This is a genomic window from Synechococcus sp. A15-28 (assembly GCF_014280175.1).
In the GTDB taxonomy this organism is placed as follows: domain Bacteria; phylum Cyanobacteriota; class Cyanobacteriia; order PCC-6307; family Cyanobiaceae; genus Parasynechococcus.
The window spans coordinates 1,438,109-1,460,672 of sequence record NZ_CP047931.1 but is presented as its reverse complement, the minus strand read 5'-3'; the positions used below and the strand labels follow the sequence as shown (position 1 = coordinate 1,460,672).

Annotated in this window: 25 protein-coding genes, 1 tRNA gene and 1 other RNA gene; 13 read left to right on the top strand and 14 right to left on the bottom strand. The window is 63.7% G+C overall.

The window, feature by feature from the left end; translation table 11 throughout:
- The first annotated feature begins 35 nt into the window (after positions 1-35).
- Positions 36-368, top strand: a complete 333-nt coding sequence (locus SynA1528_RS08385) for an MGMT family protein (RefSeq protein WP_186586370.1) — start codon at positions 36-38, stop codon at positions 366-368.
- 12 nt (positions 369-380) lie between these two features.
- Positions 381-1,706: a 16S rRNA (cytosine(967)-C(5))-methyltransferase gene (locus SynA1528_RS08380; protein ID WP_186586369.1), complete on the top strand. Its 1,326-nt coding sequence runs from the start codon at positions 381-383 to the stop codon at positions 1,704-1,706.
- Here the strand turns inward: SynA1528_RS08380 and SynA1528_RS08375 are convergent.
- The 3 genes from SynA1528_RS08375 to petP are packed head-to-tail and all read right to left on the bottom strand — an operon-like array spanning position 1,694 to position 4,976.
- On the bottom strand, positions 1,694-3,799 hold the full coding sequence (locus SynA1528_RS08375; protein WP_186586368.1) for a transglycosylase domain-containing protein: 2,106 nt from the start codon (positions 3,797-3,799) through the stop codon (positions 1,694-1,696). The two genes, SynA1528_RS08380 and SynA1528_RS08375, sit on opposite strands and share 13 nt — an antisense overlap.
- Positions 3,796-4,749 (bottom strand): chlorophyll synthase ChlG, encoded by a 954-nt coding sequence (chlG, locus tag SynA1528_RS08370; RefSeq protein ID WP_186586367.1) that lies wholly within the window; start codon positions 4,747-4,749, stop codon positions 3,796-3,798. Before chlG ends, SynA1528_RS08375 begins: the two co-directional genes overlap by 4 nt.
- 11 nt (positions 4,750-4,760) lie before the next feature.
- A complete protein-coding gene (gene petP / locus SynA1528_RS08365; protein ID WP_186586366.1) occupies positions 4,761-4,976 on the bottom strand; it encodes a cytochrome b6f subunit PetP in 216 nt (71 codons plus the stop codon).
- 56 nt (positions 4,977-5,032) lie between these two features.
- Here petP and hisF point away from each other — a divergent pair, with 56 nt between their 5' ends.
- The 7 genes from hisF to SynA1528_RS08335 all read left to right on the top strand — a co-directional run bounded on the left by hisF (position 5,033) and on the right by SynA1528_RS08335 (position 10,026).
- Positions 5,033-5,803, top strand: a complete 771-nt coding sequence (gene hisF / locus SynA1528_RS08360; protein WP_186586365.1) for an imidazole glycerol phosphate synthase subunit HisF — start codon at positions 5,033-5,035, stop codon at positions 5,801-5,803.
- Positions 5,800-6,501 (top strand): bifunctional demethylmenaquinone methyltransferase/2-methoxy-6-polyprenyl-1,4-benzoquinol methylase UbiE, encoded by a 702-nt coding sequence (gene ubiE, locus SynA1528_RS08355; RefSeq protein ID WP_186586364.1) that lies wholly within the window; start codon positions 5,800-5,802, stop codon positions 6,499-6,501. Before hisF ends, ubiE begins: the two co-directional genes overlap by 4 nt.
- Positions 6,502-6,576: 75 nt before the next feature.
- Positions 6,577-6,927, top strand: coding sequence for a hypothetical protein (locus tag SynA1528_RS08350; RefSeq protein WP_186496755.1), 351 nt, complete (start codon positions 6,577-6,579; stop codon positions 6,925-6,927).
- 125 nt (positions 6,928-7,052) lie between these two features.
- Entirely contained in the window at positions 7,053-7,934 is an 882-nt protein-coding gene (gene glyQ, locus SynA1528_RS08345; RefSeq protein ID WP_186588360.1) for a glycine--tRNA ligase subunit alpha, read from the top strand.
- Between the two features lie 150 nt (positions 7,935-8,084).
- Positions 8,085-9,377 (top strand): ComEC/Rec2 family competence protein, encoded by a 1,293-nt coding sequence (locus SynA1528_RS08340; RefSeq protein ID WP_286187787.1) that lies wholly within the window; start codon positions 8,085-8,087, stop codon positions 9,375-9,377.
- Positions 9,378-9,388: 11 nt separating this feature from the next.
- Positions 9,389-9,913, top strand: a complete 525-nt coding sequence (locus tag SynA1528_RS13280) for a hypothetical protein (protein WP_286187786.1) — start codon at positions 9,389-9,391, stop codon at positions 9,911-9,913.
- A gap of 26 nt (positions 9,914-9,939) precedes the next feature.
- Positions 9,940-10,026, top strand: a tRNA-Ser gene (locus SynA1528_RS08335).
- A 6-nt stretch (positions 10,027-10,032) separates the two neighbouring features.
- On the opposite strand, the gene SynA1528_RS08330 is transcribed toward SynA1528_RS08335, so the two are convergent.
- Entirely contained in the window at positions 10,033-10,290 is a 258-nt protein-coding gene (locus tag SynA1528_RS08330) for a DUF8674 family protein (protein ID WP_186586363.1), read from the bottom strand.
- A 76-nt stretch (positions 10,291-10,366) separates the two neighbouring features.
- Here SynA1528_RS08330 and SynA1528_RS08325 point away from each other — a divergent pair, with 76 nt between their 5' ends.
- On the top strand, positions 10,367-11,596 hold the full coding sequence (locus SynA1528_RS08325) for a glycosyltransferase (protein ID WP_186586362.1): 1,230 nt from the start codon (positions 10,367-10,369) through the stop codon (positions 11,594-11,596).
- 31 nt (positions 11,597-11,627) lie between these two features.
- Positions 11,628-12,386: an undecaprenyl-phosphate galactose phosphotransferase family protein gene (locus SynA1528_RS08320; RefSeq protein WP_186586361.1), complete on the top strand. Its 759-nt coding sequence runs from the start codon at positions 11,628-11,630 to the stop codon at positions 12,384-12,386.
- Here the strand turns inward: SynA1528_RS08320 and cbiB are convergent.
- From cbiB to SynA1528_RS08295, 5 genes are read right to left on the bottom strand one after another with little or no spacing between them, the layout of a single operon-like run.
- Positions 12,380-13,372, bottom strand: coding sequence for an adenosylcobinamide-phosphate synthase CbiB (gene cbiB / locus SynA1528_RS08315; RefSeq protein ID WP_186586360.1), 993 nt, complete (start codon positions 13,370-13,372; stop codon positions 12,380-12,382). The two genes, SynA1528_RS08320 and cbiB, sit on opposite strands and share 7 nt — an antisense overlap.
- Before the next feature lie 4 nt (positions 13,373-13,376).
- On the bottom strand, positions 13,377-14,372 hold the full coding sequence (ilvC, locus tag SynA1528_RS08310; protein ID WP_186586359.1) for a ketol-acid reductoisomerase: 996 nt from the start codon (positions 14,370-14,372) through the stop codon (positions 13,377-13,379).
- A 60-nt stretch (positions 14,373-14,432) separates the two neighbouring features.
- Positions 14,433-15,035: an ATP-dependent Clp protease proteolytic subunit gene (locus tag SynA1528_RS08305; RefSeq protein WP_011363833.1), complete on the bottom strand. Its 603-nt coding sequence runs from the start codon at positions 15,033-15,035 to the stop codon at positions 14,433-14,435.
- Positions 15,036-15,078: 43 nt separating this feature from the next.
- A complete protein-coding gene (locus tag SynA1528_RS08300; protein WP_186586358.1) occupies positions 15,079-15,747 on the bottom strand; it encodes an ATP-dependent Clp protease proteolytic subunit in 669 nt (222 codons plus the stop codon).
- 30 nt (positions 15,748-15,777) lie between these two features.
- The gene (locus SynA1528_RS08295; protein ID WP_186586357.1) at positions 15,778-16,923 is read right to left on the bottom strand and encodes a PIN/TRAM domain-containing protein; all 1,146 of its coding nucleotides are present in this window, start codon (positions 16,921-16,923) and stop codon (positions 15,778-15,780) included.
- Positions 16,924-16,962: 39 nt separating this feature from the next.
- Here SynA1528_RS08295 and hemW point away from each other — a divergent pair, with 39 nt between their 5' ends.
- Entirely contained in the window at positions 16,963-18,186 is a 1,224-nt protein-coding gene (gene hemW, locus SynA1528_RS08290) for a radical SAM family heme chaperone HemW (protein WP_186586356.1), read from the top strand.
- Here hemW and panB read toward each other — a convergent pair.
- Positions 18,077-18,880 (bottom strand): 3-methyl-2-oxobutanoate hydroxymethyltransferase, encoded by an 804-nt coding sequence (panB, locus tag SynA1528_RS08285; RefSeq protein ID WP_186586355.1) that lies wholly within the window; start codon positions 18,878-18,880, stop codon positions 18,077-18,079. The two genes, hemW and panB, sit on opposite strands and share 110 nt — an antisense overlap.
- A 39-nt stretch (positions 18,881-18,919) precedes the next feature.
- Between panB and ffs the strand changes: the two genes are divergently transcribed.
- An RNA gene (gene ffs / locus SynA1528_RS08280) (signal recognition particle sRNA small type) lies at positions 18,920-19,017 on the top strand.
- A 7-nt stretch (positions 19,018-19,024) separates the two neighbouring features.
- Here ffs and ftsZ read toward each other — a convergent pair.
- From ftsZ to SynA1528_RS08260, 4 genes are all read right to left on the bottom strand, one after another.
- Positions 19,025-20,137, bottom strand: coding sequence for a cell division protein FtsZ (gene ftsZ / locus SynA1528_RS08275; RefSeq protein ID WP_186586354.1), 1,113 nt, complete (start codon positions 20,135-20,137; stop codon positions 19,025-19,027).
- Between the two features lie 91 nt (positions 20,138-20,228).
- Positions 20,229-21,035: an FtsQ-type POTRA domain-containing protein gene (locus SynA1528_RS08270; protein WP_286187785.1), complete on the bottom strand. Its 807-nt coding sequence runs from the start codon at positions 21,033-21,035 to the stop codon at positions 20,229-20,231.
- On the bottom strand, positions 21,032-21,442 hold the full coding sequence (locus SynA1528_RS08265) for a hypothetical protein (protein WP_186586353.1): 411 nt from the start codon (positions 21,440-21,442) through the stop codon (positions 21,032-21,034). Before SynA1528_RS08265 ends, SynA1528_RS08270 begins: the two co-directional genes overlap by 4 nt.
- A 31-nt stretch (positions 21,443-21,473) precedes the next feature.
- Positions 21,474-22,535 carry a D-alanine--D-alanine ligase family protein gene (locus tag SynA1528_RS08260; protein ID WP_186586352.1) on the bottom strand — a complete coding sequence of 354 codons (1,062 nt, stop codon included), beginning with the start codon at positions 22,533-22,535 and terminating at the stop codon, positions 21,474-21,476.
- Between the last annotated feature and the right edge of the window lie 29 nt (positions 22,536-22,564).

The window sequence follows — 22,564 nt, the reverse complement described above, 5'->3', positions numbered from 1 at the left end:
TACGTTGGCCGAGATTGCTGAGGCTGCTTTGCTCGGTGGAGGGCCCTTTTGATCAGCGCGTGTGGGTGACGGTGTCTCGCATCCCCCATGGCCGCCTGGCCACCTACGGACAGATCGCTGATCTGATCGGCGCCTATGGCTGCGCCCGGCAGGTGGGCTGGGCCTTGCGGCGGCTGAAATTGCCCACTGAGGTGCCCTGGCATCGGGTGGTGAATGCCCAGGGGCGCATTTCGATGAGCCTCAGTCGCGAGGGCAGCGATTGGATCCAACGGGAGCTGCTGCTAGCGGAAGGGGTGCCGGTGGATGAAGAGGGGCGTTTGCCGTTGAAGGAACGGCTTTGGCGGCCGGAAGCTATGTCTGGATCCTGAGGGTTGACTGGATTGACACAGCCGCAAACCAAAGGACTGGCACCACGGAGGCTCGCCTGGGAGGTGCTGCAGGCGGTGGCGGCGGGGGCCTATGCCGATGTTGCTTTGGAACGGGCCCTGCGGGAGCATCATCTGACGGGCGCCGATCGGGGCCTGGCGACGGAGCTGGCCTACGGAGCGATCCGACGGCGGCGACCCCTGGATGCCTGGCTGGATCGTCTGGGCAAGATTCCCGCTTTGAAGCAACCGCCCAAGTTGCGTTGGCTTCTGCACGTGGGGCTGTACCAGCTGTTCTGGATGGAGCGCATTCCCGCCTCCGCTGCGGTGAACACAGCCGTGGATCTGGCGAAAGCCGTTGGTTTGGCCCGTCTGGCCCCCGTGGTCAACGGCATGCTGCGTTCTGCGCTGCGGGCTCGGGAGTCCGGCCAAGGGTTGGACACACCCTCCGAGTGGGCTGCTGCCCTCGCCCTCGAGCACTCGCTTCCGGACTGGTTGCCGCCGCTGCTGCTGGAGTGGCGGGGGGAGGAGGGGGCTGCCGCCGTGGCGACCGCCTGCAACCTGGTGCCCTGCCTTGATCTGCGGGTGAATCCACTGCGGGCGTCCAGGGCGGAGGTCATGGCTGCCCTGGCGAGTGCCGGCATCAGCAGTCATCCCCTCGAGGGTTGTCTCCATGGTTTGCAGGTGGACGGGCACAGGGGGGATCTACGCAGCTGGCCCGGCTATGAGGAGGGCCATTGGTGTGTTCAGGATCGGGCGGCCCAGTGGGTGGCGCCGCTGCTGGCTGCGCAGCCCGGAGATCGAATCCTGGATGCCTGTGCCGCCCCTGGTGGAAAGACCACCCACCTCGCGGAACTGGTGAAGGATCAGGCTGAGATCTGGGCGGTGGACCGCTCGGCCGGTCGCTTGCAACGGGTGGCGGCCAATGCCGCCCGGCTCGGCCATGGCTCGATTCAGGCCCTGGCGGCGGATGCCGAACAGCTGCTGGAGGACCGCCCCCAGTGGCGCAGCCATTTCCAGCGGATCCTGATCGACGCCCCCTGCTCCGGATTGGGCACCCTGGCCCGTCATCCCGATGCGCGTTGGCGTATGACACCCGCTGCGATTGAGGGCCTGTTGCCCCTTCAGAAATCCCTGTTGGAGGGGCTGTTGCCACTGCTGGCTGAGACCGGAACCCTGGTCTACGCCACCTGCACGATTCACCCGGCGGAGAACACGGCTCAGATCCATGGGCTGCTGCAACATCACACCGAGCTCAAGCTGCTTGAGGAGACCCAGCGCTGGCCCGATGCTGAGACCGGTGGTGATGGTTTCTATGCCGCCGTGCTTCAGCGCCGTTGAATCTGGGGTTTGAGCCAGTTGCGGCGACCGTTCACCTCAGCCTGAGGCTCACGCGGTGGTTCGGGTCGAGAGATTGGCGCTGGAGTTGGCGCGATCCGAGGTTGGGGTGCCGATGTCGAAGCAGATTCGGGAGTTGTGAACGGCACCGGGGCCATGGATGGGTCGGGTTCCCAGCGTGGAGCTGTGTAGATCGGCTTCGGCGCGTAGTCGTAGCCGCGGTACGGGACTTTTTTGTCTGTTGTCTTTGGTTTGGGCTTGCCAGGTGGTTCGAACTTGCGGTTCAGCACAGGTTTGGCTGGGAACGGCTGCAGAGGAAACTCGTCCTCGATCTGCAGCATGAATTGCTTCCAGGCCCAGGCGGCTTCCCCGCTGTTGCTCTTGGTCTCTTTGTTGTTGTCGTACCCGAACCAAACAGCTGTTGTGAGCTGCGGTATCGATCCGATGAACCAGAGGTCGCGGGCGCCTTCTGAGGTTCCGGTTTTGCCCGCCACAGCTCGGTTTTCTAGCTTGGCGGCGATGCCTGTACCACCGGTCACGACCCGTTGCAGCATCCAGTTCATGGCATCGGCGACATCACTGTCCAGGGCGCGACGGCCGCGATCGCCATCCAGGCGGCGACTCCAGATCAGTCCATCCTTCGGACCGCGGATCTCCTCAAATGGTGTCGGTTGCACGAACACTCCACGGTTCGTCACACCGGCATAGGCCGCGGCCATCTCAAGGATCGTCTGCTCGTAGGCACCGATCGCCATCGGGTAGTACTTCCCGAGGGGGCGGGTGGTCCCGATGTCAAAGCCGTTGGCGGTTTCGATAATGGCGTCGAAACCCACTCGGTCCTGCAGTTGCACCGCAACGGTGTTAAGTGAGTTCTTGAGAGCGTCGGCAAGGGAGACCGGTCCGAAGTACTTGGCGCCGAAGTTCTTCGGGCAGTAGCCCCGCCAGCAGCGGGGCGAATCCATAAAGATATCCTCGGGTCTGATGCCTCGGTCGATGGCTGCCGCGTAGGGGAAGAGCTTGAAGGTCGACCCGGGCGACCGCAGAGCCTGGGTGGCACGGTTGAACTGACTGTCTTTGAAGCTCTTGCCTCCCACCATGGCGCGCACCAGACCGGTGCCCGGTTGGATGGTGACCAGGGCCCCTTCTGTATCAGAGGGGGCGTACTCACGAATGACCTGCTGGGCTTTTCTCTGCCAGTCGAGGTTGAGGCTGGTGCGCACCTTGAGGCCGCCCACTTCCAGCTGTTCCTGGGTGACGATTTTGGGAAGTTCCTGGGCCACCCAGCCGGTGAAGAATGGGGCTGCGCTGTTGAAGTATTTCGGTGTGGCCGGTTTGAGATTGAGAGGAGAGTTTTTTGCTGCCGAGGCCGAGGCGCTGGTGATGAAGCCCTCCTGAAGCATTCGCTCCAGCACGATGGATCGTTGCTGCCGGGCCAGCTCCGGGTTCACCAGGGGCGAGTAGACCGAAGGTGCCGGGGGGAGACCCGCGATCAGAGCAGCTTCCGGCAGCGTGAGCTGGTCTGGGGACTTGGAGAAGTAGTTCCAGGCGGCATCCGCCACGCCGTAGGCACCGGATCCGAGGTACACGAAGTTGAGGTATTGCTCAAGGATCTGCTGCTTGCTCAGCTGACGTTCCAGCTTCAAGGCCAAGGCTGCTTCCTTGAGCTTTCGAATAATGGTGCGGTCTTGGCTGAGAAAAACGGTGCGGGCCAGCTGCTGGGTGATGGTGCTGGCGCCTTCCCGCACCGAGCCCTGCCGGACATTGGTGACCACGGCCCGGGCAATCCCCCAGCCATCGACCCCGTCATGGTCAAAGAAGCGGCGGTCTTCAGCGGCGATGAAGGCCTGCTGCACCAGCAGAGGCATGGACCCCGGCTCGAGCTTGTCGCGGGTGGCCGGTCCCAGTTTCTGGATGATGCGCCCCCGTGTGGACAGCAGGGTGATCGTTCCAGGACGGTTGAAGTTGGCGATGCCGCGGGCATCCGGCAGGGCCGTATCGATCAGCTTGGTCAGCGCCCGTGTTCCGAGAGCGGCACCGATGCCCACACCCGCTGCAGCAGCGGCGATGAGGGCCCAATGCAGACGGGAACGGTTCACATCAGCTGAGTGAGTGGACTGTGGCCGACGGCCAGAGCGGTCACCAGCATGCCGAGCACCAGGAAGGGTTGAGCGCTGGCCTGGTATTTGACGTCAAATTCCACTGGGTCCCGCAGCAACCAGATGTCCTGGAAGATGATCTGGGGAACGATCAACAGCACCATCAGGACCGCAGCGAAATGCTGACCGATGGCAATGAGAACGGCAACCATCGCCAACTGGAAAATGTCGATCATTCCGGCGCTGATCCAACTGGCTGTTTTGATTCCGAACACAACGGGTAAGGACTGAAGCCCCAGTTCGCGATCACCCTCAACGCTTTTGAAGTCGTTCACCACGGCAATGCCCAGACCCGCGAGGCTGTAGGCCAGGGTCAGCAGCGCTGTGCTCCAGGTGAGCTGGCCGAACAGGGCCTGGCCGGCCCACCAGGGCAGGGCGATGTAGCTGGCACCGAGGGCATAGTTCCCCAGCCAGCCGTTCTGCTTGAGCTTCAGCGGTGGTGCTGAATAGATGTAACTGACAAAGGATCCCCCCAGAGCCAGCAGGAACACCACGGGAGTGCTGTGGCCGGCCCAGAGATCGAGGCCGTAGGACACCGCCAGACCCGCGATCAGCAGCAGCCAGATCTGCAGCTTCACCTGGCCCAGGGGAATCGCGCCGGATGGGATCGGCCGGTAGGGCTCGTTGATGGCGTCGATGTCTCGGTCGTAGTAGTCGTTGATGGTCTGGGTGAAACCCGCCAGCAGAGGACCGCTCATCAACATGCAGGCGAAGGCCGCAAGCACGTGATCCAGTTTCCACTGGTAGTTGCCACTGGCCGCGGCGCCGCAGATCACACCCCAGATGAGCGGGATCCAGGTGACCGGTTTCATCAGCTGCAGCCGCAGCTTCCAGATGTTGGTGGTGCCGGAGGCACCTTTCATGCCCAGCAGCTGGCGTGCGTCACTCACAGGAGTTGTCCTCAGGCTGCTGCGATTTCGTCTTCGAAAAACCAGTTGGTGGAGCCATCACTCAGCTCCACCACCACACCGATGCCCTGGCCGTCGACGGTGCGGAATTCCTTCACCGTTCCGCTGGCATCAGCTTTCAGCAGGTCCACCAGACTTTGGGGAATCCGATCACGAACACGGGTGACACGGATCTTGGAGCCGATGTTGATCGACGCAGCCTGGGACATGGCCTGCAAGGCTTGGATAGTGGCGCAACCCTAACAGTCGCTTTTGCGCCGGATCGATGGTCGCTCTCCGCCTGATTCCCTGCCTGGATGTCGCCCGCGGACGGGTGGTGAAGGGCGTCAACTTCGTCGGTCTTCGCGATGCCGGGGATCCTGTGGAACTGGCCTGTCGCTACAGCGGAGCCGGCGCAGACGAGCTGGTGTTCCTCGACATCGCCGCCAGCCATGAAGGACGCGGCACCCTGATCGATATGGTGCGGCGCACCGCCGAATCGGTCACGATTCCCTTCACCGTGGGCGGAGGCATTTCCACGGTTGACGGCATCACGGATCTGCTGCGCGCCGGGGCCGACAAGGTCAGCTTGAACTCCTCCGCCGTGCGCCGTCCCGAGTTGGTGCGCGAGGGGGCTGATCGCTTCGGCTGCCAGTGCATTGTTGTGGCCATCGATGCCCGCAAGCGGGATGGCGATGGCTGGGATGTCTACGTCAAGGGAGGGCGCGAGAATACCGGGCTGGATGCGGTGGATTGGGCGCGGAGGGTGGCGGAGCTCGGTGCCGGCGAAATTCTGCTCACCTCCATGGATGGCGATGGCACCCAGGCCGGCTACGACCTTGCCTTCACCCGAGCAGTGGCGGATGCGGTGCCGGTGCCGGTGATCGCCTCCGGTGGGGCCGGCTGCATCGACCACATCGCCCAGGCCCTTGAGACAGGGCCGGGGGGAGGGCATGCCTCGGCAGCGCTGCTGGCCTCACTGCTGCATGACGGTGTTCTCACGGTGGAGGAGATCAAACAGGATCTGCTGCAGCGAGGTCTGTCGATTCGGCCGTGAAACCAGGAGATCCCGCTGCGGTTGAGCAGTTGTTCGATTCGGTCGCCTCCCGCTACGACCAACTCAATGACCTGTTGAGTCTGGGGCTGCATCGTCAGTGGAAGCGACAGTTGCAGTGCTTCCTCAGGCCCGCAGCGGGAGAGACCTGGCTTGATCTCTGCTGCGGGACGGGGGATCTTGCCCTGGAGCTGGCGCGCCGCGTGAGGCCAGCTGGCTCAGTGCTGGGTCTGGATGCTGCCGCGGCACCCCTGGAGCTCGCGCGGCAGCGTCAACGCCGTCAACCCTGGCTGAATGTTGCGTTCCAGCAGGGAGATGCCTTGGCAACGGGGCTGCCGGATGCCTCCGCCGATGGAATTGTGATGGCCTATGGCCTGCGCAATCTCAAGGATCCAGCGGCGGGGCTGGTGGAGATGGCCCGCCTGTTGAAACCGGGGCGACGGGCTGGTGTGCTCGATTTCAATCGCTTGACGACGTCAGGACCTGCCGCAAGCTTTCAGCGCTTTTATCTGCGTCGGCTTGTGGTGCCGGTGGCCTCTGCAGCTGGCCTTAAGGAGGAGTACGCCTATCTGGAGGAGAGCCTGAAACGCTTCCCCGATGGCTCAGCTCAGGAGCGCATGGCTCTCGAGTCGGGGTTTTCCCAGGCCCGGCACCACACCCTGGTGGCAGGTCAGATGGGAATGCTGCTGTTGGAACGATGAAGCTTGTTCTGCGTCGCTTGCGACACAGCCTGTTGGTGTCGTAAATCTAAAGACAAGTTTAAGACGAGGTCTGCTGTGGCCTTCCCGCTCCCGACGCTGCTTCCCACCATTGAGGAGTTGCTTCAGGAGGTGCAGTGGCTCGATGGTCTGATCCTGGTCACCGACTCAGCCCGCGCCAGCTTTGTCTCGTTCTCCCAGGTGGATCCCCTGCTCCGGCGCTTGAGGCAGCGTCCCAAGGGGCATGAAGTGGCCGAAAAGCTCTGCATGTCGTTGCTGGAATCCCACGGCAAGGGCGGCGCCAAGCCGGTGCTGGTGTTCCAGGGGGATGGCAGTTTCTGGCTCGGGTTGATCGGACCGAACGGCAGCAACCCCCATCGCCACCACGCCATTGCCCACCTGCACCGCTGCCTGGCCTTGAAGAGCTGAGGTCTGCGAAGCTCCACCCGCCTCAGGCAGCTCGGCCAGTTGGCACGGACGGGATGGCCACGTCCGTTTGGCAGGGGGGGCTGACCTTCTGGGCAGAATCAACCCCCAGGCACCTCCGGTTCGCAGTGCATTTTCAGGACATCATCAGCACCCTCAACCGCTTCTGGGCGGATCAGGGATGCCTGCTGCTGCAGCCCTACGACACCGAGAAAGGGGCCGGCACCATGAGTCCCCATACGGTGCTGCGGGCGATCGGTCCCGAGCCCTGGGCTGTGGCATACCCCGAGCCCTGTCGCCGCCCGACCGATGGCCGCTACGGCGACAACCCCAACCGGGCCCAGCACTACTTCCAGTTCCAGGTACTGATCAAGCCCTCCCCAGACGGTATCCAGGAGACCTATCTCGCGTCGCTGGAAGCCCTGGGCATCAAGGCGGCGGACCATGACATCCGTTTTGTGGAGGACAACTGGGAATCCCCCACCCTTGGAGCCTGGGGTGTGGGCTGGGAGGTGTGGCTCGATGGGATGGAGGTGACGCAGTTCACCTATTTCCAGCAATGCGGCGGGATCGACTGCAAGCCGGTGTCGATTGAAATCACCTATGGCCTCGAGCGGCTGGCCATGTACCTCCAGGATGTGGAAAGCATCTGGGATCTGAGCTGGAACGCGGAGCGCAACTACGGCGACATCTGGCTGCCCTTTGAAAAGGCTCAGTGCCACTTCAACTTCGAGGGCTCTGATCCAGAAAGGCTGAAGCAGCTGTTCGCCATCTATGAAGCCGAGGCCTCTGATCTGATCGAGAAGAAGCTGCCGGCACCAGCCCTGGACTTCGTGCTCAAGTGCAGCCACACCTTCAACCTGTTGGAGGCCCGCGGCGTGATCTCCGTCACCGAACGCACCGCCACCATCGGTCGGATCCGCACCCTGGCCCGCAAGGTGGCGGAAGCCTGGCTGGCGGAGCGGGAAGAGCTGGGCTTCCCCCTGCTGAAGGGGGGAACGCTTGCGTAAGCGGCTTGACGCCCTCTGCTCCGTTTCCCCTCCGTTCAGACCTGCGCACTGCTGCTCTGCCTGACCCTGCTGCTGCGGGGGCTGCTCTGGGGCGCACCTCTGCCGCCATCATCTGATCCATCCAGGGCAATCCAACAGCAGCGGTCGCCCGTGCAGCTGACCGGCAGGCTGCTGGCGGATGCTCGTCGGTTTGATCACGCCTGCTCCGCCCTTGTGGCGGTGGAGTGGCTCGATGGGATTCGCCGTCCGGGACGCACGGAACTTCAGCTCCGTCCTTGCCCGGATCCACCCCGCCAGGGTTGGCGCATTCGTGTTCGCGGGCAGCTGAAACGCCCTGCTGCCGGTGTTCACCCCCTGCTGCCTGGTCCGGCGGAACGGTTGGCGGCCAGGGGCAGCTGGAGCCAGCTGCGTGCATCACGCATCGAGGTGCTTGATCGTCCCTGGACGCCCATCGCTGATCTGCGGCGGCGGATCGCTGACCGTCTTCAGGCCGCGGCAGGTGCCCAGCGAGGCGGGCTGCTGGCGGCGCTGGTGCTGGGCAGTGCCCAGGTGCAGCTTCCCGATGATCTGCGCAAGGCCTTCCGGGTTGCTGGCTTATCCCATGCCCTGGCGGCCTCAGGCTTCCACCTCTCGGTGCTGATGGGGGCTTCCCTGGCGCTGGGTCGCTGTCTGGGGCGTTCCCTGCGACTGGCCTTCGCGGCGTTGGCGATGTTGATCTTTTTGATCTGCGCTGGAGCCCAACCATCGGTGGTGCGGGCCGTGCTGATGGGGGCCACGGCGTTGCTGATCCGCGAGTCCGGCGAACGCAGCCGCGGTTTCGGGGTGTTGCTGCTCACCCTCAGCCTGATGCTGCTGCTGCATCCCGCCTGGGCCCGCTCGATCGGTTTCCAGCTCAGCGCTGCCGCGACGGCAGGGTTGATCCTCACGGCCCCTGGCCTGGAGCGGTGGTGGGCGGAGCGCTTGCCGAGGCGGCTCGGGTGGTTGGCACCAGCTTTGGCGGTTCCCCTCGCTGCGATGGCCTGGACCCTGCCACTGCAGCTGCTCCACTTCGGCTCGGCTCCCCTCTACGCCCTGCTGGCCAACCTGTTGGCGGCTCCGCTGCTGGCTCCCTTGACCCTCTCCGCGATGGGTCTGGCTCTGGCGTCACTGGTGTTGCCCGCGGCGGCCCTGCAGCTGCTGGCCTGGCCCGTGGCGCAGTTGGCCGCTCTGTTGATCGCCATGGTGCGCTGGATCAGCCACTGGCCCGCTGCGCGGTTGCTCACCGGTCACCCCCAGCCCTGGGTGGTGGCGTTGCTGGTGATCGGCCTGCTGCCCTGGTTGTTGCTCGAAGGGGGGCGTTGGCGCCGGATGGGACTGATATCCGTGCTGATGGCCGTGCTGGTGCACGGGCGTGTTCAGCTGGCGGATGGCGTAGTGGCAGTTCAACGCGGCCGGCAGCACTGATATCCGTGCTGATGGCCGTGCTGGTGCACGGGCGTGTTCAGCTGGCGGATGGCGTAGTGGCAGTTCAACGCGGCCGGCAGCACTGGCTGTTGGCCCGGCATCAGGGCCGCGCTGCTCTGGTCAGTCTGACCGCTGGTGCCAGCAGTTGCCGGATGGCCCGCCGCCTGGCGGCGGGCCATGGCCATGGGCGCCTGGACTGGGTGTTGCTGCTGGATCCTGTAGCCAGTGAGGTGATGGCCTGCTGGCAGGGGCTCGGGCATCGCGTGGTCGCCCCCCATCAGGGTCGCGCCGGTCTTGCCTTTGGTCAGCGCCTTCGCAGCGATGGCCTGTCCCTGGAGCTGCTCGCGGACCGTGGCCAGCCCATGCTGCTGCGGATCGGTCAACTGCGCTGGCGCCTGCTGCCTCGGCCCCAGGCCCTGTTGGCCCTGCAACGTCAGCGCAGGCTCGGTCCTGTTGATGGCACCTGGCTTGGGTTCCAGCCCAATCGCGTCCAGCGCCGCTGGTTGGCGGGAGGCGGAATGGAGGTTGGCCTTTAGAGTCTGACCACGCCGGTCTGGCGTGTGGAGAGGTGGCAGAGTCCGGTTGATTGCGCACGACTCGAAATCGTGTAGGGGTCACACCCTCGTGGGTTCGAATCCCACCCTCTCCGTTCTGATCAGGAGTGAAACAGCAGCACCAGGCCCTGTTGCACCTGGTGGAATTCCCGTTCCTCGCGACTGAGGTCCAGCCCCACCTTGAGTCCCTCCTGCAGGGCATCCTCAAACGGTGGTGTGGTAGGAGATGACTCGTCCGTCCACAGCGCAGCGATCCCCACCGCAGTGGCATGCCATCGGAACCGGTTCGTGGTGCCGATGTCCGGTTCATTCAGAGCCTCCTCGAGCAGGAGGTTGATCGTGGTGTTCGTGCTGGACATGCCGCAAGCATCGTCACCAGGCGCCGGCGCCGCAATGGGCTGAGAGACTTCGTTGCGTTGGGTGGGTTGCGCTGTGATGGCTCCAGCGAAGGAGGATCTACCGCGGCGCATCGCCCTGGCCCATGAGTGGTTCTCGCCACGGTCCACCGGTGGTGCGGAGCTGGTGGTTCAGGCCATCGATGCCCTGCTCTGTAGCCTTCAACGCACGCCGCAGTTGGCGGCGCTGGTGGATGGCGAGTCAGCACGTCCCGGCAGCTGGCTGTTCGGGCGCCACATCCGCACCAGCCCGATTCAGCAATTGCCCTGGGGCGTAAGCCACGTCCAGCAATATCTGCCGCTGCTCACCCTGGCCATTGAGCAGATCGACCTGGGGGATGCCGAGCTGGTGATCAGCAGCAGTCATCTGGTGGCCAAGGGGGTGATGACGGCTCCGGATCAGCTGCATCTCAGCTACGTCCACACACCCGTGCGCTACGCCTGGGATCAGATGCATGCCTACCTCAGCCGTTCCGCCTTGGCACGGCGGGGGTTTGGCCCTCTGATTCGCTGGCAGCTGCATGCCCTGCGCCAGTGGGATCAGCTCAGCGCCCAGCGGGTGGATCACCTGCTGGCGAATTCCCGCTTCACCGCCCGCCGCATTCAGAAGTTCTGGGGGCGTCAGGCCCAGGTGTTGCACCCACCGGTTGCGGTGGAGCGTTTCCGCTGGGATGGAGCGCGCGACGACAGCTACCTCTGCCTCTGCCGGCTGGTGCCCTACAAGCGTGTGGATCTGGTGGTGGAGGCCTTCAATCGCCTGGGGCTGCCGTTGCTGGTGGTGGGTGACGGCCCGGAGCGGGAGCGGCTGGAGGCCCTCGCGGGTCCCACGGTGACCCTGTTGGGGCGGCAGAGCCAGGAGCAGGTGGAAGCCCTGATGTCCTCCTGTCGGGCTTTTGTCTACGCCGGTCTGGAGGATTTCGGCATCGCCCCGGTGGAGGCGATGGCGGCGGGAGCCCCGGTGATCGGCCTTGGCCGCGGAGGGCTGCTGGATACCGTGCGCTGCGCCACGGGCGGTCTCGAGCAGGCCACGGGTGTGCTGTTCCCTGATCAGAACGTCGGCTCCCTTATGGAAGCGGTGAGCTGGTTTGAGCAGAACCGGATCTGGCGTCAGCTGGATGCCGGTGCGATCCGGCAATGGGCGGAGCGGTTCCGACCGGAAGCCTTCAAGACCCGTTTTGAGGCGACGTTGCGACAGGCCTGGACGGCCCATCAGGGCCGCTGTGCCGTTGCAGCGAGTGACCCCGCTGAGATGCCAGCCCTGCAGCTGTGACGTTGAGTGTGATGAGACGCAAGTTGAGTCTTTGACCACGGCCCCCCGCCCTTCCTTGCGACAGGCTGCCGGGCGGGCCATCGGTCGAAGCTCTTACAAGCCGCATCTGGCCGTGATTTCGGCGCCGGCTTCGCTGTTGCCGGCCGGCACTCTGATCCGCCAGCAGAGCCGCATGGGACGCGGCCTGAAACGCAGTGGTGACATCCTGTTCTCCCTGGCTGTTCTGGGCCTTGGCTCCCCAGTCCTGCTGTTTCTGGCCCTGCTGGTGAAGCTCAGCTCGCCAGGGCCGATCTTCTATGTGCAACGGCGCGTTGGCCGGGGTTACCAGCGTTTCGGATGCATCAAGTTCCGCACGATGCGTCCGGATGCGGATGCCGTTCTGGCCAAGGTGCTTGAGGAGGATCCAGCCCTCCGGGCCGAATACGAACGGGACTTCAAGCTCAAGCGCGACCCACGCATCACTTCCATCGGCCGTTTTCTGCGCCGTTCCAGCCTGGACGAACTGCCGCAGTTCCTCAACGTGCTGCGTGGTGAGATGAGCGTGGTGGGCCCCCGGCCGATCGTGGACAAGGAGCTGGTGCGCTACGGCGACTACATGGATGAAGTGGCTTCGGTGCGTCCAGGGCTCACAGGGCTTTGGCAGGTGAGCGGTCGCAACAACCTCAGTTACAAGAAACGCGTCAAGTTGGACCTGGCTTACGCCAGGGGTCGCTCCTTCAAGCTCGATCTGGCCATCATCCTGCGCACCTTCGGGGTGTTGCTGCTGCCGATGGACCGCGGCGCCTACTGAATCAGCCCCAGCAGCACGATCCACAGCAGCTCAAGCCGAATCGTCAGGCTGAGGATCCTTTGGATGGCTTGGCGGTCGGGTTCCGGCCGATCGGCTGCCAGTAAAGGTTTTTCGACCCATGTCGCGCCATATCTATTGCGGCCGCCAAGCCGAACTTCAGCGCAATGGGCATAGATCGCTTCCGAGCGACCGGCGTTGGGGGAGGGATCCGGGGCTCCATCCCGTTCCGCTGCTCGCACCAGCGCAAACCAGCGGTTCCAGGGGGCGCTCACCAGCGGCAGGGTGAGCATCACCAGACGGCAGGGCAGCCAGGTGAGCAGATCATCAAGCCGGGCACCGGCGGTTCCGAGCCAGCGCAATAGTCCACGGCGGTAACCGAGCATGGAATCGAGGGTGCTGGAGGCCTTGAACATCCAGGCCAGCGCCAGTGGTCCTGGTCCGGCCGGGTTCAGGCGCCAGAGCAGGCAGCCTGCAGCCATCCAGAACAGCGGTGCGAACAGCCCGTCCACGGCGTTCTCTGACGCGGTTTCAGCACAGGCCCGCAGGATGCCCACCCGGTCCAGCTGGCTCACATCACGGCCGACAATCCAACTGAGCTTCTGCCGCGCGAGTGTGGGCTCATCCGTTGCCGCGTCAGGCAGGGCCTGAAGCACCGTCATGACGCTGCCATGAAGGCTGCGACCGGCCAGGGCGCTGGCCAGGGCGACCACCAGCACAGGCCATCCCCACGGGCCAGCAGCCCGGCTCAGCCATTCCATACCCCAGCCCACCAGTCCGCTGCCGCACACCAGGGCCAGGGTGATGAATCCGCCGCTGAGGCGAAGTCTCCAGGGGGAGTCCTGCGCCCAGGGCTCCAGGATGCGTCGCAGGGTCTGGATCCACCAGCCCATGACCACCACCGGATGCAGTATCCAGCACGGGTCTCCCAATGACCAGTCCAGCCCGATGGCGGCGGCAACCGCCAGGACATCGGGCTGGAGAGGCACGGCTTCAGGCGTCCTTCAGCCAGCTGAACATCGAACGCAGGCCCTTGCCCACCTTTTCGATTGGATGCTGGGAGTCGCGGTCCCGCACCTTCTTCATCTCAGGCTTGCCGGCTTCACATTCGGCCACGAAGTTCCTGGCAAAGGTGCCGTCCTGAATGTCGGCCAGAACCCGCTTCATCTCGGCCTTGGTGTCGGCAGTGATCAGACGGGGGCCGCTGACGTAGTCGCCGTACTCGGCGGTGTTGGAGATGGAGTCGCGCATGGAGGTCAGGCCTCCCTTCACCATCAGATCCACGATCAGCTTCACCTCGTGGAGGCACTCGAAGTAGGCCAGCTCAGGCTGGTAACCCGCTTCCACCAGGGTCTCGAAACCGGCCTTCACCAGCTCGGACAGACCACCGCAAAGCACGGCCTGTTCGCCGAACAGATCAGTCTCGGTTTCTTCCTTGAAGTTGGTTTCGAGGATGCCGGCACGGGTGCCGCCGATGCCCTTGGCGTAGGCCATCGCCAGACCGCGGGCGTTGCCCGAAGCGTCCTGCTCGATCGCGAACAGGGCAGGAACACCCTGACCGTTCTGGTACTCCCAGCGCACGGTGTGGCCAGGGCCCTTGGGGGCGATCATCACCACGTCCACATCGGCGGGGGGCTTGATCAGCTCGAAGCGGATATTGAACCCGTGGGCGAAGCTCAGGACCTTGCCGGCACTGAGGTGAGGGGCGATCTCCTTTTCGTAGACGTCCTTTTGGAATTCGTCCGGCAGCAGCACCATCACCCAGTCGGCCTTGGCTGAGGCGTCGGCCACGCTGAGGACCTCAAGGCCATCGGCCTTGGCCTTCTCTGCGGAGCGGCTGCCGTCGTAGAGGCCAACCACCACATTCACCCCGCTGTCCTTCAGGTTCAGGGCATGGGCGTGGCCCTGGGAGCCATAGCCAATGATGGCCACGGTCTTGCCATTCAGCAGACCGAGATCGGCATCGGAGTCGTAAAAGAGCTGGGCCATCCGGGGGCGGGCGTGCGGAGCTGTGCGATGCACGAGCTTACGCAGTGGCCGACCACGAGGTCAGGCTTCGTTGGGGTGGGAGATCACCCGGTCGATCAGGCCATACTCCTTGGCTTCCTCGGCACTGAGGAAGTAGTCCCGGTCGGTGTCCTTCTCGATTTTTTCAAAGCTCTGGCCACTCATGTCGGAGAGGGAGCGGTTGAGCATCTCCTTCATCCGCAAAATTTCGCGGGCCTCGATCTCGATGTCGCTGGCCTGACGGCGACTGGTTCCCCCGAGGGGCTGGTGGATCATGATCCGGCTGTGGGGCAGCGCGACCCGCTTGCCCTTTGTGCCCGCTGCCAGCAGGAAAGCACCCATGGAGGCGGCCAGGCCCACGCAGATGGTCACCACCTCGCTCTTGACGTATTGGATGGTGTCGTAGATCGCGAGGCCTGCCGTGACCGAGCCGCCGGGAGAGTTGATGTACAAATAGATCGGTTTGCTGCTGTCTTCTGAGTCGAGGTAGAGCATCTGAGCCACCAGGCTGTTGGCGATGCCGTCATTGACTTCGGAGCCAAGAAACAGGATCCGTTCCACCCCGAGGCGGGTGTAGATGTCGACCCAGCGCTCCATCTGGCTGCCGGGAAGGCGGTAGGGAACGCTGGGAGTACCGATCGGCATGGGTCAGAGGAGAGGGAAACGTGAGGAAACGGAAGGGGATGAATCAGATGGCCGGGCTGGTGGGCAGCTCCTTGCGGCTGCTCAGCACCCGGTCAATCAGGCCGTACTCCACAGCCTGATCGGGAGTCAGGTAGCTCATCCGGTCGGAATCCTTGCTCAACTCCTCCGCCGAACGCCCGGTGTTGGTGGAGAGAATTTCAAGCATGGCCTGCTTGTTGTGCAGCACTTCCTTGGCACGGATCTGGATATCCGTTGCCTGCCCCTGGGCGCCGCTGCGGGGTTGATGCAGAACGATCGAGGAATGGGGGAGGGCTGCCCGTTGCCCCTTGGTGCCGGCAGAGAGAATCACCGCAGCCGTTCCCATGGCCTGGCCGATGCAGATGGTGTGCACCGGCGGCTTCACATAGCGGAGGGTGTCGCAGATGGCGAAAGCTTCGGTCTCGAAGCCGATGGCATCACCCGAATACCAGCTGGTTCCCGTGGAGTTGATATAGAAGTAAATCGGCTTCTCGGGGTTATCGAACTCCAAATAAAGAAGCTGAGCAATGATCAGCTCGGTGACATCGATCCCCATCTGACGCTTGGCATCGTCGTCCGAAAACAGGGGGAGTCCCAGATAAACGATCCGTTCCTTCAACAGCAGGGAAGGAAGATCTGGAGGGGGAGTCCGCATCACGGCGCTATCGCCGTAATAGGGGGCTGACGTCGTCATCTACCGCGCTTCGGCTCGTGTGGCAGGAGCCTAGCGGGGGCCTTCGGTCCTGGGGCTGTTCGGTCTGGACGGTTTGCCCTTGCTTTTCACCTTTGATCCTGCGGCTGATGTTCCGGTTCCGAGCCGGGCAAAGACCATCCGACCCGTTGGGGTCTGCAGGGCGCCGGTGACCACCACCGGCTTGCGCTGCCCGATCAGGGGCTTGGCGTCGTTGACCACCACCATCGTTCCGTCATCGAGGTAGCCCACCCCCTGGCTCTCCTCCTTGCCTTCGCGCACGATCTTGAGATTGAGCTCGTCGCCGGGCTGGACCTCCGGGCGCAGGGCGATCACCAGCTCACTCAGGTTCATCACCTTGAGGTTCTTGACAGTGGCCACCTGCGCCAGATTGAAGTCAGCGGTCACCAGGGTTCCTCCGGTGTCATCCGCCAGTTGCAACAGACGATCATCGGTGCCGTTTCCGTCGTATCTCGTGCTGTTGATCACCAGCCGTCGGCCATAGGTCTCGCGCAGATCCTTCAGCAACTTGAGGCCGCGGCGGCCCTTGGCGCGCTTTTCGATGTTGGTCGAGTCAGAAAGCTGCTGCATCTCGCTGATCACCGACTCCGCCACGATCACCTGGCCTTCCAACAATCCGCAGGCGAGCATTCCTCGGATGCGTCCGTCGATGATCACGCTGGTGTCGAGAATTTTGGCGGTCGCCGGGGTCAGCACCCCGTCCGCCACCAGCAGGGCTTCGGTGCTGGAGGGATTGAGAAGACGCAGCAGGGTCCGTCCATGGACCTCGGCCAGGTTGCTGCCCAGGATGCCGAAGAACACGTTGCTGATGACTGCCAGCAACGGCTTCAGCAGCACCACCCCACCGGCAAACGGCAGCAGCAGCACCGGCAGCAGCAGCAGATTGGCTACCAGCAGACCCAGGATCAGACCGACCGCCCTGCTGACCAGCAGATCCGTCGGCATGGTCCGCACCTGCTGCATCAAGCGGACCCGTAGCCGCTTGAACACCAGCCCCGCCAGCAGACCCGCTCCTCCGCCACCTGCGGTAAGGATCAGACGTAACTGTTCAGCATCTGTGTCCGGGTTGACCAGTTGCTCCGGCAGCAGATGAATGCCGAGCCATCCGGCGGCTGCGCCGGACCCCACAAACAGAAGCAGGATGAGCAGATCCACCATGGGCTCAGGTCGTGGCAGCTCAGGTCGAACGTTCGCAGCATGCCCTATCCACCTCCTCCCCGCAGCGCCTATCTCCACATTCCTTTCTGCCATCGCCGCTGTTACTACTGCGATTTCGCTGTGGTTCCGCTGGGGGATCGCGTGGATGCAAGGGATGGTCCGGGCAGCCGCTCCATTGCGGAGTACCTGCAGCTGATTCATCGCGAGATCGCTGCCGCTCCAAGTGGTCCACCGTTGTCGACCGTCTACATCGGTGGCGGCACTCCCTCCCTGCTGACGGCGGATCAGATCGGCGCACTGCTTTCAGCCTTGCGTCAGCAATTCGGCCTGCAGCCGGGTGCGGAAATCACCCTTGAGATGGACCCTGCCAGTTTTGATCAAGCCCAACTCGTGGCGGTGCTGGCTGCTGGGGTGAACCGCATCAGCCTGGGGGGCCAGAGCTTTGATGACGCTGTTCTGGTCGACCTTGGCCGCCGTCATCGGAGGGCTGACCTGCTGGAGGCCTGCCACTGGATGCAGGCGGCCCATCGAGACGGGGAATTGGAGAGCTGGAGCCTTGATCTGATTCAGAACCTGCCTGGCCAGACCTTTGACCACTGGGACGATCAGCTGGACCAGGCCCTTGCGTCGCAGGCGCCACATCTCTCGGTCTATGACCTGTCGGTTGAGCCTGGAACAGTCTTCGCCCGAAGAGCTGAGCGGGCGCAGCTGGAGCTGCCTGAGGAGGACCTGGCGGTGCGTTTGATGGCCCACACCAGCGCGCGGCTGGCAGCCGCTGGGCTGAGCCGATATGAGATCTCCAACCATGCCCGACCTGGACACGCCTCACGCCACAACCGGGTGTACTGGAGTGGTGCCGGCTGGTGGGGCTTTGGCATGGGCGCCACGTCGGCTGTTCGGGGGGAACGGTTGGCTCGGCCTCGAACCCGGGATGCCTATCGCAGCTGGCTGGAGATGCCTCCGCCGGTGGCGAATGGGGCCGGGATGCCACTAGACGATCTTTTGCTCGTGGGATTGCGGCGTCGGGAGGGTGTTGTCTTACCCAGCAGCAATGGTCCGGCTCTCGAGCAGCGCTGGAAACCATTTCTGGATCAGGGGCTGCTGCAGAAACGGTCCGGTCGCTGGCAACTCAGGGATCCGGAGGGGATGGCCCTCAGCAATCGGGTGCTGCTGGAGGTGGTGTTGTGGTGGGAGTCTGTTCAGCAACCCACGTCCGAAGGGCCTCCACAAACAGCTGCTGCCCAGGAATCAAGGCCGGACTGAAGGGTGGCTGTTGCTGCGTCAGGCCGAGCAGGTCTGCGGTGACGCGGATCTGGCCATCGCAGTCGTCTCCGGCACCGATGCCGATCACAGGGATCTGAAGACGACGACGCACCACCCCTGCCAGATCCGAGGGGACATGTTCCAGCACGAGCGCGAAGCACCCTGCCTGCTCTAAGGCAATCGCCTGGTTGAGCAGCCGTTCCTGACTGACCGGGTCTTGAGCCTGACGCCTATAGCCGAGGCGATGCACCGCCTGCGGTGTGAGCCCCAAGTGGCCCATCACGGGAATCCCCATCCGCACCAGCCGGTCGATCGCGGCCAGAACCTCAGCCTCCGCTCCCTCGAGCTTGACGGCGGCGGCGGGGGTTTCCTTCAACAGCGTTCCTGCCGCCTGTACGGCGAGGTCCGGCCCACATTGATAGCTGAGGAAGGGAAGGTCGCAGATCAGCAGCGGTTGCCGCGAGGGTTCTGCGTTGAATCCGCGGCTCACAGCAAGGGTGTGGTGCCGCATCTGATCGAGCGTCACCGGCAGCGTGGTGGCATGGCCCAGGGCGACCATCGCCAGGGAGTCACCCACCAGAACAGCATCGGCGCCAGCGGCTTCCACCAGCGCCGCAGACATACTGTCCCAGGCCGTGAGGATCGTGATCGGTCGACCGTTCTGCTTCTGTCGGATCAGATCAGCTGGACGCACGGGCGCATAGGGCCTCAGCGCTCATTGCTAGCATCAAGGGGACTCGGGCCATGCGGCTCGGACACCCAAATCTGGTCAGGCCCGGAAGGGAGCAGCCACACGGGATGCTCAGAGCAGGCGTGGATTCCGGGTCACCCAATTCCGTCAGGACGGATCGGTGTTCTGTTGCTGCCGCTGACGAAGAAATTCAGGGATCCGGGCGCCGTTCTCTTCCATCTCCCGGCGAAGTGGTTGGGTTGCAAGACCAGTGGAACCACTGCGCTCACAGCGGTATTGCTGACCCTGGTCAAAACCGGTGGCGATCACGGTGACGTGAATTTCACCTTCCAGCGCCTCATCGACGACGGCACCGACGATGATGTTCGCCTCAGGATCCACCACGTCGTAGATCACCTCAGAAGCTGTGGTCATATCCTCGAGGGTCATATCACGGCCGCCGCTGATGTTGATCACGCAGCCCTTGGCTCCGTCGATGCGCTCGGTTTCCAGCAGTGGACTGCTGATGGCGGCCTGAGCCGCCTCAACGGCCCTGGAACGGCCGGATCCAATGCCGATGCCGAGCAGTGCTGTTCCCGCTTCCGTCATCACGGAGCGGACGTCGGCGAAGTCGACATTGACCAATCCTGGGCAGGTGATGATGTCGCTGATGCCTTTCACGCCCATCCGCAGCACGTCATCGGCACTGCGGAAGGCCTCCTGAAGCGGGGCCCCGGCGATCGCTTCGCGCAGGCGATCGTTGGGAATCACGATCAGTGTGTCCACATGCTCTGCCAGGCGGGCGATGCCTTCGTCCGCCTGGCGCATGCGGCGACGCCCTTCGAACCCGAAGGGCTTGGTCACGATTCCCACGGTGAGGGCGCCCACCTCACGGGCCACTTCGGCGACCACCGGTGCTGCACCGGTTCCGGTGCCACCACCCATGCCTGCGGCGATGAAGACCAGATCGGAACCCTGAAGGGAGTCGTGCAGGTCTGTGCGGGATTCTTCGGCTGCCTTCTGCCCGATGGTTGGGTTGCCACCGGCCCCGAGTCCCCGGGTGAGGGTTTGTCCGAGTTGGAGGCGATGCTGCGCCTGGGATTGAATCAGGGCCTGGGCATCGGTGTTGAGCACGCGATAGGCAACACCCTCCAGATCGCTGAGGATCATCCGGTTGACGGCATTGCTGCCACCCCCGCCAACTCCGATCACCTCAATCTTGGCGTTCTGGCTGGGCTGGATCCCCGTGGCATCAAACGATGTTCTGCTCCCCATCTCCATCGTCGAGGCCGATTTGCAGTGGTTTGGCTGCATTATGTCCCTGAAGGCTTCAACCGTCTGCAGATCGGATGCAAACGCTGTTGCTCTCTTATCAGTCGTCGTCGTTAGCCGTGGCGGCGGGCTTCACCGGCAATTGAATTTCCGGGCGTTCCGGGTTGCTCAGGTCGATCACCGCTCCATTCCCCTGCAAAAGATGCGGTGGTATGGATTGATTCAGTTCAACAATCGCGTCCATTTGTTGGGTCAACAATTGGTTGTCATCGCCAAGGTCAATCCGTCCAAGGGTGCGATGGCGAAGACTGACAGCGCCATCAGGGTGCAGGGTGATGCGTTGCAGCTTGCCCTCGAGGCGGCTGAGCTGCTGCAGCAAGGACGCAATCAGCGTCCTGCGCTCCGCGGTCCAACCTTTGATCGTGATCGATGTGCTGGGGTTGACGGTGGGGACTGCAGGGTTCATCTGAATCCACTGCCCCTCCGCATCCACAAAGCCCGCCTCAAGACCTCCAGGTTTCTGGCGCACCGCCCGCGCCATCGGCGTCTGATCCACCAGAGCGACGTCCAAACGCGTCGGCAGCAGATGCCGGCTCACTCGGACCGATTGAACAGGGAGGTTGCTGCGCAACGTCCGCTCCAGCGTGGTGGGATTGAGCTCCAGAAGCGGTTGCGGAAAACGGAGCTGGCTGACCTCGGACACCAGTTCCGGTCTGATGGCCGTTGTCCCGCGGACCATGACCTGATCAAGCCCCTGCAGCGACCAGCCGTAGCGCAGCAGCAACCAGCCCAGACCAGTGCTCAGGCTCAGCAGAGCCACGGTGCGCCAGGTGTGAATCAGAAATTGCTGGCGTTTCTGGCGGCGCAGCGCCCGCCGCCGTTCCAGCTGGGGGGAGATGGACTTCAAAGATCGCAGCGGGCACGTGCCATCAGTTGGTCACCCCAGCGACGCGCTTGATCGGCATCGGAGAAGGGAACGTCCATTTGCAGATCCGTTCCCACCAGTCGCAGTCGGCAGGGACCCTGCGATTCCACCGTCAGTGGAGCGTCGCCGGAGGCCAGCGCCATCAGTTCCACCAGCTCCAGTCGGCAGATGTCAAAGTCGCCCTGATCCTGGAACCGGCCTGCCTCGAAGCGACACCACACCAGGCGACCATCTTTGAGCTGAGCTCCACCGCAGCCATCCAACTTGACCAATTCCGCTCCTTCGGCCCAGGTGCGGAACAGGGTTTGGCGACGGCGTTCCAGCCAGCCCAGTGCTGCCAACAGCACAAAGGCCAGCAACAACGGAAACCAGAGCAGACCGTGGCTCATCGCTCACTCCTGATCAGCAGGATTCGTCCTCTCATTGTCCTGCGCTTTCGAGCAGTTCGTGCACGAGCTGCTCGAGTGTTACGCCAGAGGCTTCCCAGAGCATGGGGTACATGCTCTGACTGGTGAAACCGGGAAGAGTGTTGATCTCGTTAAGCCAGACCCTGCCGCTGCTTTCCTCGTAAAAAAAGTCCACCCTGGCCATCCCCGTGACGCCCACGGCAGCGCAGGCCTGGATGGACTGGCGCCGGATCGTTTTCACGATGTCGTCGGGCAAGGGGGCTGGAATCAGCGTGGTGCTGCGTCCTTCGGTGTATTTGGTGTCGTAGTCGTACCAGTCCGCATCGAAACGGACTTCCCCGACGACGGAAGCCCGCAGGGTTGGTCCTCCGAGAACGGCACATTCCAGTTCGCGGGCCTGCACCCCCTGTTCCACCAAGAGGCGCGCATCGAGGCTTGCAGCCAGGCTCAGGCCCTGCAGCAGCTCCTCACGGTTCCGAGCTTTGCTGATGCCAACCGACGAACCGAGATTGGCCGGTTTGACGAAGCAGGGGTAGCCCAGGTCGGCTTCGATCCTCTGCAGGAGCTCGTCCCGGCGGCCCGCCACGCTGAGGTCTTCGGCCTGCGCGCAGACGTAGGGCACCTGGGCCAGCCCTGCTCCGGCCAGGGCCGCTTTCATGGCCTGTTTGTCCATGCTGACGGCGGAACCGAGAACGCCGGCTCCGACGTAGGGCTGCTGCATCATTTCGAACAGCCCCTGAATCGTGCCGTCCTCCCCATTCGGTCCATGCAGCACCGGATACCAGATGGTCACGGCGTCGGCGCCAGCGGGCAGACCGCGGAATCCTGGCCCTGGCAGTGGTTGCGGCAGGTCCGCGCTGGAGGGAGGGCTGCCGCTGTCCAGAACCTTGGCGGCGATGTCGGGTCCCCACCAACGGCCGTCGCGATCGATGTAGATGAGCACCAGCTGGTAGCGCTGGCGGTTCGTGCCCAGGTTCAGGCCATGAACAACCGTTTGTGCGGAGCGGATGGAGACATCGTGTTCACCGGAGCAGCCGCCGAAGACAACCCCGACCGTGGTTGGGCTGGATGACATCGCTTTCAACAACCCCGCGCCGAGGCGCC